General features: G+C 46.7%; 6 protein-coding genes. All 6 read left to right on the plus strand.

The window, feature by feature from the left end; all coding sequences use genetic code 11:
* The first annotated feature begins 157 nt into the window (after window positions 1-157).
* The 6 genes from HMPREF0240_RS03095 (at window position 158) to HMPREF0240_RS03120 (ending at window position 7318) form a co-directional block, all read left to right on the plus strand.
* Window positions 158-1798, plus strand: coding sequence for an ABC transporter substrate-binding protein (locus tag HMPREF0240_RS03095; protein WP_035312526.1), 1641 nt, complete (start codon window positions 158-160; stop codon window positions 1796-1798).
* A gap of 87 nt (window positions 1799-1885) precedes the next feature.
* Window positions 1886-2866 (plus strand): ABC transporter permease, encoded by a 981-nt coding sequence (locus HMPREF0240_RS03100; RefSeq protein WP_009001991.1) that lies wholly within the window; start codon window positions 1886-1888, stop codon window positions 2864-2866.
* A gap of 12 nt (window positions 2867-2878) precedes the next feature.
* Window positions 2879-3787 (plus strand): ABC transporter permease, encoded by a 909-nt coding sequence (locus HMPREF0240_RS03105; protein WP_009001992.1) that lies wholly within the window; start codon window positions 2879-2881, stop codon window positions 3785-3787.
* Between the two features lie 11 nt (window positions 3788-3798).
* Entirely contained in the window at window positions 3799-4779 is a 981-nt protein-coding gene (locus tag HMPREF0240_RS03110) for an ABC transporter ATP-binding protein (RefSeq protein WP_035312311.1), read from the plus strand.
* On the plus strand, window positions 4780-5754 hold the full coding sequence (locus HMPREF0240_RS03115) for an oligopeptide/dipeptide ABC transporter ATP-binding protein (protein WP_035312312.1): 975 nt from the start codon (window positions 4780-4782) through the stop codon (window positions 5752-5754). It abuts the gene before it with no gap.
* A gap of 142 nt (window positions 5755-5896) precedes the next feature.
* Window positions 5897-7318: a glycoside-pentoside-hexuronide (GPH):cation symporter gene (locus HMPREF0240_RS03120; RefSeq protein ID WP_009001993.1), complete on the plus strand. Its 1422-nt coding sequence runs from the start codon at window positions 5897-5899 to the stop codon at window positions 7316-7318.
* Window positions 7319-7518: the final 200 nt, after the last annotated feature.

Genomic DNA, 7518 nt, shown 5'->3' on the forward strand with positions numbered 1-7518 from the left:
GAAAGACAGGACAAAAATTAACGGCATATTTTTGACTAGATAATTTCAGGAGAACGAAAGAGGTCATTATTATATGCAAAAAGTGGACGGTATCAGGCATGCAGAGAGTGAGGCGTACTGTTACACTGGAACCACAAAGAAAGAGGAGGAAATGAATATGAAATTGAGAAAGTTAACAGCAGTTTTACTGGCGGGGGCAATGACACTTTCGTTAGCTGCATGCGGTGGGGCAGAGTCTTCGGATACAGCAAAAGACTCAAAAGCTGCGGACAGCACAGCCGTAAAAACAAAGGTATTAACTCCGGGCACAGATGCCGCTAATACAGAGACTTCCGATGAGACCCTTACAGTCGGACTTGCATCAGAACCGTCAACTCTTTACGCTGTCGCAGCAGGAAAGACAGAAAATGAGGAGCAGATCATTGGGGGAACTTTAGTGGATACGCTGGTATCCGTGGATTACAGCACCAATGAAGTGCTTCCGAATCTGGCGACAGAGTGGGAATGGATCGATGACACACATTGCAGATTCAAACTTCGTGATGATGTAACGATGACGGACGGAACTTTGCTGGAAGCAGAGGATGTTGTATATGACTGCAACGAGCTGTGGGTAGGATTAAATGCGACAAACGATATTGGCAAGTACCTTGTCGGAGCGACGGCAGAGGATGAACATACAGTCGTAATCGAGTTCAATACAGCTGCACCGGATTTCCTTATCATGCTGAGCTGGTCAAGCTGTGGTATCGTTACAGAAGATGAAATCAATGCGGCAGGCGGAATTGAAGGAGTACAGACAAATCCGATGATTGGCTGCGGAAAATATAAGTTCAAAGAATGGAAGAACGGACAGTCTATTACTGTGGAACGAAACGACAATTACTGGAATAAAGATTATGCGGGATACTATAAGACCATCGTATTTACCTTCACCAGTGATGCAGCGGCCCGGGAGATGGCAGTAGAATCAGGGGATGCAGATGTGGCATATGATATGCCGGTAAGCCAGGCGGCTACCTACGCGGAGAGCGATGCAGTAAATACGGCAATCTATTCCTTTGGACAGGAGATCCATCTGTGGTATAACATGGGGGATAATGCAGGGGCGACAAAGGAACAGAAGGTTCGGGAAGCCATTGATAAGGCATTGGATTTCGATGCAATTGCACAGGTTGGAACAGCCGGATTTGCAGGGGCAGCAGATTCTTACTGGGATTCAGGATGTACGTTCTATGCTTCCGCTTATACTTCAGAGGAGAGAGCCGTTGATGTAGAAGGTGCAAAAGCACTTCTGGAAGAAGCAGGCTATGCAGACGGGCTTGAGATTACGGCGCTTGGACTGCAGGATATTACTCCGGTACTTACCGTTATGCAGGCAAACCTAGCAGAGGCGGGCATTAAGCTTACGATTGACACACCTGACACAGCACAGTTTGTAGAAGGGGCATTTGGCGGAGATTACGATCTGATCTGTATTGGTGATACACCAAACGTCAGAATCCCTGCAAATGTAATGCCGTTCTTACAGAAATTAAATGTGGAAGGACCGGGAATGGTGATCGGCGGGCCAAAATGGACTACCGACGAGATCGACACTACAATCCAGAACATGGTGAGTGAATCTGATGCAGATAAGGTTGCAGAATATGCAGCGGAACTGGACAAGATTGTGAAGGAGCAGACGATCTGTTCAAACCTGTATTCAGAGATGAAAGCATCAGTACTGGCAAAAGACCTGAAGGGATTCAACGTAAGAGAACGCGGTTTCATTGATGTAACACAACTTTATAAATAATATGTGAAGAGCAAGTATGGATTCATATTGCCCGGAGATGTAAAATCTCTGGGCAATATTTGAAAAGAGGAAAATAGGAGACAGCAGATGTTTAAATATATTATAAAACGAATTCTGTACCTGATACCAATTTTGTTTGGGGTAACAATTATAATCTTTGCATTAAAAACATTCACCCCCGGAGACCCGGCAAGACAGATCCTGGGCAACAGCGCTTCGGAAGAACAGGTACAGGAAAAGAGAGAAGAGTTAGGCCTGAATGATCCGGTCGTGACCCAGTACTTTCATTATATCAAAGATATTGTGACAAAAGGGGACTTTGGAGACTCGTACCGCACGGGCAAACCGGTACTGCAGGAAATCCTGCCCAGGCTTGCCACTTCGGCAAAGATTACGCTTGGCGCAGTGATAATGGGTGCGCTGATCGGCGTCCTTCTGGGAATTATATCGGCATTAAAAAAATACACGGTGGTCGATTCCGGCGTGCTCGTTGTATCGATGTTCTTTCAGTCTGTTCCGGAGTTTGTGATTGCGCTGGTGCTTATCATGGTCTTTGCAGTAAATTTACATATCCTGCCGGCCAACGGAATTGACACATGGCAGGGCTATATTATGCCTATGCTGTGTATCGGACTCGCATCCGTTGCAAGCTATACCCGTATTACCCGTTCTTCTATGCTGGAAGTTCTGGGAGAGGATTATATCAGGACCGCCCGTGCAAAAGGACAGTCAGAAAAAAATATTACACAGCACCATGCCCTGAGAAATGCCATGATCCCGGTTGCACAGTCGGTAGGTACCAGTCTTGGCAATTCGATCGGCGGCGGAATGGTTCTGGAGACAGTATTTGGTGTGCCCGGTGTGGGGAAATATATTGTAGATGCGATCACACAGCGCAACTACCCGTCGGTTCTTGGAGGCGCGCTTATCATTGCAATGGTTCTTACAATTATCAACCTGCTTGTAGACATCAGTTTTGTTATGATTGATCCGCGATTAAAAACAACAATTATTTCAGGCGGGGCAAAGAAAACACCCCGAAAGCAGAAAAGTCTGAAAGCGGCGTAGGAGGGGAAAAGAATGGCTAAAATGCATACTCCTGCAATGGAGAAAATAGAAAAGAGAAATGCAAAAAGAAAAAAACCTGTCAAGTCAACACCTGCATATGAATCCTGGAAAAGATTCAAACGTAATCCAACGGCACTTCTTGGACTGGCTGTAGTCTGTATCCTGATCCTGATTGCAATATTTGCACCCCTGATCGCACCGTACGGCTATCAGACCCAGGATTACAGCGCTATGATGCAGGCACCGAGTTCCGCACACTTCTTCGGAACAGACCAGTTCGGAAGAGATATATTCAGCCGGGTAATCTATGGTGCGAGATATTCGCTTATTATTGCGCTCTTCTGTACCATCGCAGCTTTTTTCAGCGGCGGCCTGCTGGGAATTATCGCGGGATATTGCGGCGGAATTGTAGATACGCTTATTATGCGTGTCATGGATATCTTTCAGTCCATTCCGATGATCATGATGGCAATGTGTATCGTTGCGGTGTTAGGAAACGGTATCCCCCAGCTGGTTGCGGCAATCATGTTCGCTTCCATGCCGACCATGGCAAGAAACAACAGGGCGGCAATCCTTCGTGTCCGTGGCAGTGACTATATTGAATCTTCAGAAGCAATCGGAGTGAATCAGGTGCAGATGATTATCAAACATATGATTCCGAATGCGGTTGGTGTCATGATTATTTACTTTGTCGGATTCCTGGCGGTATCTATCATGATGATGTCATCCATGAGTTACATTGGTGTCGGACTCGCAGCACCGACCCCGGAATGGGGACTGATCCTGAATGACGGAAAGGCATATCTGACCTCGGCGCCATACATGATGCTGTTCCCGGCGATGATGATTATGATCACATGTTTTGCATTCAATCTGATGGGTGATGGTCTTCGCGATGCATTTGACCCAAGGCTGAAGTAAGGAGCGTAACTATGAGTACGAATATATTAAATGTAAAAGATCTCGTGATTCACTATGAGACGGATGAAGAAGTAGTAGAAGCGGTAAACAACATCAGTTTTGAAATAAAAAAGGGAGAAGTCCTGGGTCTTGTAGGGGAGACCGGAGCGGGAAAAACAACAACCGCACTCGGAATTATGGGACTTTTACCGGATAAAGTAGGACATGTGATCCAGGGAAGCGTTGAACTGGAAGGGGAGAATTTATTTGACAAATCCGCCAGAGAAATGCGGAAAGTGCGCGGAAAAAAAATATCTATGATCTTCCAGGATCCAATGACAGCCTTAAATCCCGTAAAGCCGGTTGGCGATCAGATTGCCGAAGTCATCCTGCTCCATGACCGCTGTTCAAAGGCAGAGGCACTGCAGCGGGCCCAGAAGATGCTGGCAATGGTGGGAATCGTTCCGGAGCGGTATAAGGATTATCCCCATCAGTTCTCCGGCGGAATGAAACAGAGGATTGTCATCGCAATCGCACTGGCCTGTGAACCGGAACTGCTGATTGCGGATGAACCGACGACGGCGCTTGATGTAACCATCCAGGCACAGATCCTGGATATGATGAGATCTCTTCAGCAAAAGCAGGGGACCTCCATGATCTTGATTACCCATGATCTGGGAGTGGTTGCCGAGATGTGTGACCACTGTGCAGTTATGTATGCCGGTGAACTGGTAGAATACGGAACCGTGGAAGAGGTATTTGATCATCCGAAACATCCATATACAAAAGCCCTGTATCAATCGATTCCATCTCTGGACAAGGATGTAAAAAGGCTGAGGGTTGTGCCGGGGATGGTAACAGATCCGTCGAAGCTTCCATGCTGCTGCAGCTTTGCGGACCGATGTACGGAAAAATGTGAGCAGTGTGAATCGGGAGATCCCCGGATTGTAAATGTGAATGAAGAACATTGGGTAAAATGTTTTAACTATAGAGCAGAAAAGGAGGAAAAATAGATGGATCATTTAATTGAAGTAAAGAATCTGAAAAAATATTTTTCTACTCCGAGAGGCGAGTTACATGCGGTTGACAACGTAACCCTGAATATTGAAAGGGGGAAGACCATCGGTATTGTCGGCGAGTCGGGATGCGGGAAGTCAACGCTTGGAAAGACGCTGATGAGGCTGCACGATGCCACATCGGGGGAAGTGCTCTACAACGGAACCGATATTGCAGGCATGCCGATCAAGGAATTTAAGAAAAACTACCGTTCAAATATACAGATGATCTTTCAGGACCCTTACGCATCCCTGGACCCAAGAATGAATGTCCTGCAGCTGGTAGTAGAACCGATTAGGGTAAACCATAAAGAATTTTCAAAAACGGAAGTGACAAAAAAGGCACAGGAAATGATGGAGCTGGTAGGGCTGGCAGCGCGTCTGGAAAGTTCTTACCCTCATGAACTGGACGGCGGCAGGCGCCAGCGTATCGGAATTGCCCGGGCATTGTCCCTGGACCCGGATTTCATTGTGTGTGATGAACCTGTCTCTGCACTGGATGTTTCCATTCAGGCACAGATCCTAAATCTTCTTCAGGACTTGCAGGAAGAAAGAGGACTGACCTACATGTTCATTACCCATGATATGTCGGTCGTCAAACATATTTCCGATGACATTGCAGTGATGTATCTGGGACAGGTGATTGAAAAATGCCCTGCAAAAGAAATCTTTAAGAATACGATTCATCCATATTCCCAGGCACTGCTGTCTGCGATCCCGATTCCGAACGTACATATCAGCAAGCAGCGGATGGTGTTGAAGGGCGAACTTACCTCTCCAATTGATCCGAAAAAATGCTGCCGGTTTGCGGAACGCTGTCCTTACGCAGAGGATAAGTGCAGAGCAGAAGAACCCGTGCTTCGTGAGCTGAAACCGGGCCATGCCGCGGCCTGCCATTACGCGGAAAAATTTATACCCCAGGGCACACCGTAACTCATGCCCTGCGGGCGGATCTGCAGCAAGCTGCAGAATAAAGTATATAATGGTAATCCGACATAGAGTATGATAAGCTAACTAATAGAGTGACAAAGGCAGGGGAAGAATTGGTTTATGCTCCCGAAAAGGAAAAAGAAAAATGAGTGAAAATAATGCGCTTAAAACGGTTGACGTAAACCGGAAACTTCCATTAAAGACGAAACTCGGATACAGTTTTGGCGAAATCGGGTCACAATGTTCGTGGACGTTGATCAGTTCTTATCTGACGATCTTTTATACTGATGTTGTGGGACTGGCGCCGGCCGCTATATCGATCATCATGTTGGCAGCACGCATCTGGGATGCTGTCAATGATCCAATGTTTGGTGCAATCGCTGAAAATACAAAGTCGAAATGGGGGCGTTTCCGCCCGTACATTTTATGGGGTGCACCGGTTCTTGCACTGTTTAACTGCCTTACATTTTTGAACCTGGATATACCCGGCGGCTGGAAAGTGCTCTGGTGCGGATTTACTTATATCGCTACAGGCATGGCTTATACAGCTGTTAATATTTCTACGCAGTGTGTGGCAAATACAATGACAGCCCTGAATGAAGAACGGGTAGCTTTGAATGCGTTTAAGGGTGTTGGTTCCGGGCTGATCCAGATGGTCATCAGCGCTGTGACAATGCCGATGATTCTTTTCTGGGGCGGTGGTTCCCTGACCTCGGGAACAGGATACTTCATGTCGGCGCTGATGTTTTCAATTGTGTGTATTCCATGTTTCCTGGTATGTTTTTTCTCTACGAAAGAAATAATCGGCAGAAGAGATGGTGAACCTAAGGAGACAATTGGCGATACCATGAAGAAACTGCTGAGATCCTTTAAAATTACATTCAGAGACCGTAACGCGGTGTTTGTAATGCTTGCAATGCTGACCTTCCTGACAGGGCTGTTCGGAAGAATCGGCATTATGGCGTATTATTTTATCTATATCTTGAAAGAGCCTGTTCTAATGGCAGGATTTGCAACCGCGATGTCAGCCGGACTGCTGGCGGTGAATTTCTATGCCCCATTTTTATTAAACCGTTTCAGCAAAAAATACGTGGGTGCAGCAGGATGTATCGCACAGGCGCTTTGCTGTGTCTGGTTCTTTATCATCGGGGAGAATGGCCTCACAGGCATGGTGATATTATCCGGTTTTGTATATGGCTTTACGAATCTGGTATCAATTACCTGCTTTACATTGAGTGCCGAGGTGATCGATGACAACTGGCTTAAAACAGGTGTCCGGTCTGACGGAGTCATCCAGTCCTGCGTATCTTTCTCTACGAAACTGGGGAATGCAATCGGAGGGTCCGTTGGGATTCTTGCATTAAGTGCAGTAGGATATGTGGCAAACTCAGAGACGATGAGTCCTATGGTGCTGACACATATGGATATGGTGATTAACTTTGCACCGGCTGTATTTTACATAACGGCGGCAGTTCTTTTCCTGTGTGTTGGGATGACGAGGGAGAAGGCAAAAGAAAATGAGAAGACGATTGCGAAGAAAATCGCAACTGGAGAGATTGGGATTTAGCTTACGAGCTTTAGACCCGGGAGCGGATGGAGGGGGGACGCTTACCGTGAGCCGGGACGGACTGTGAAAAACACCTGTCCTGTTGGAAATACAGCCGCTGCGCCAAGCAGCAGTAAGAGGAAATCCGCAAAATCAGCGCGAACCGAACACATTCACCGCTTAATCTGGTGATTAAGCGGCTCAGGTGTTCTAAAAAGCTG

Source organism: Clostridium sp. D5, from assembly GCF_000190355.1.
Lineage (GTDB): Bacteria > Bacillota > Clostridia > Lachnospirales > Lachnospiraceae > Faecalicatena > Faecalicatena fissicatena_A.

Bases quoted from the DNA above. Each gene is read 5' to 3' on its own strand.
- HMPREF0240_RS03095 (WP_035312526.1), top strand. From the start codon at position 158: ATGAAATTGAGAAAGTTAACAGCAGTTTTACTGGCGGGGGCAATGACA.
- HMPREF0240_RS03100 (WP_009001991.1), top strand. From the start codon at position 1,886: ATGTTTAAATATATTATAAAACGAATTCTGTACCTGATACCAATTTTG.
- HMPREF0240_RS03105 (WP_009001992.1), top strand. From the start codon at position 2,879: ATGGCTAAAATGCATACTCCTGCAATGGAGAAAATAGAAAAGAGAAAT.
- HMPREF0240_RS03110 (WP_035312311.1), top strand. From the start codon at position 3,799: ATGAGTACGAATATATTAAATGTAAAAGATCTCGTGATTCACTATGAG.
- HMPREF0240_RS03115 (WP_035312312.1), top strand. From the start codon at position 4,780: ATGGATCATTTAATTGAAGTAAAGAATCTGAAAAAATATTTTTCTACT.
- HMPREF0240_RS03120 (WP_009001993.1), top strand. From the start codon at position 5,897: ATGAGTGAAAATAATGCGCTTAAAACGGTTGACGTAAACCGGAAACTT.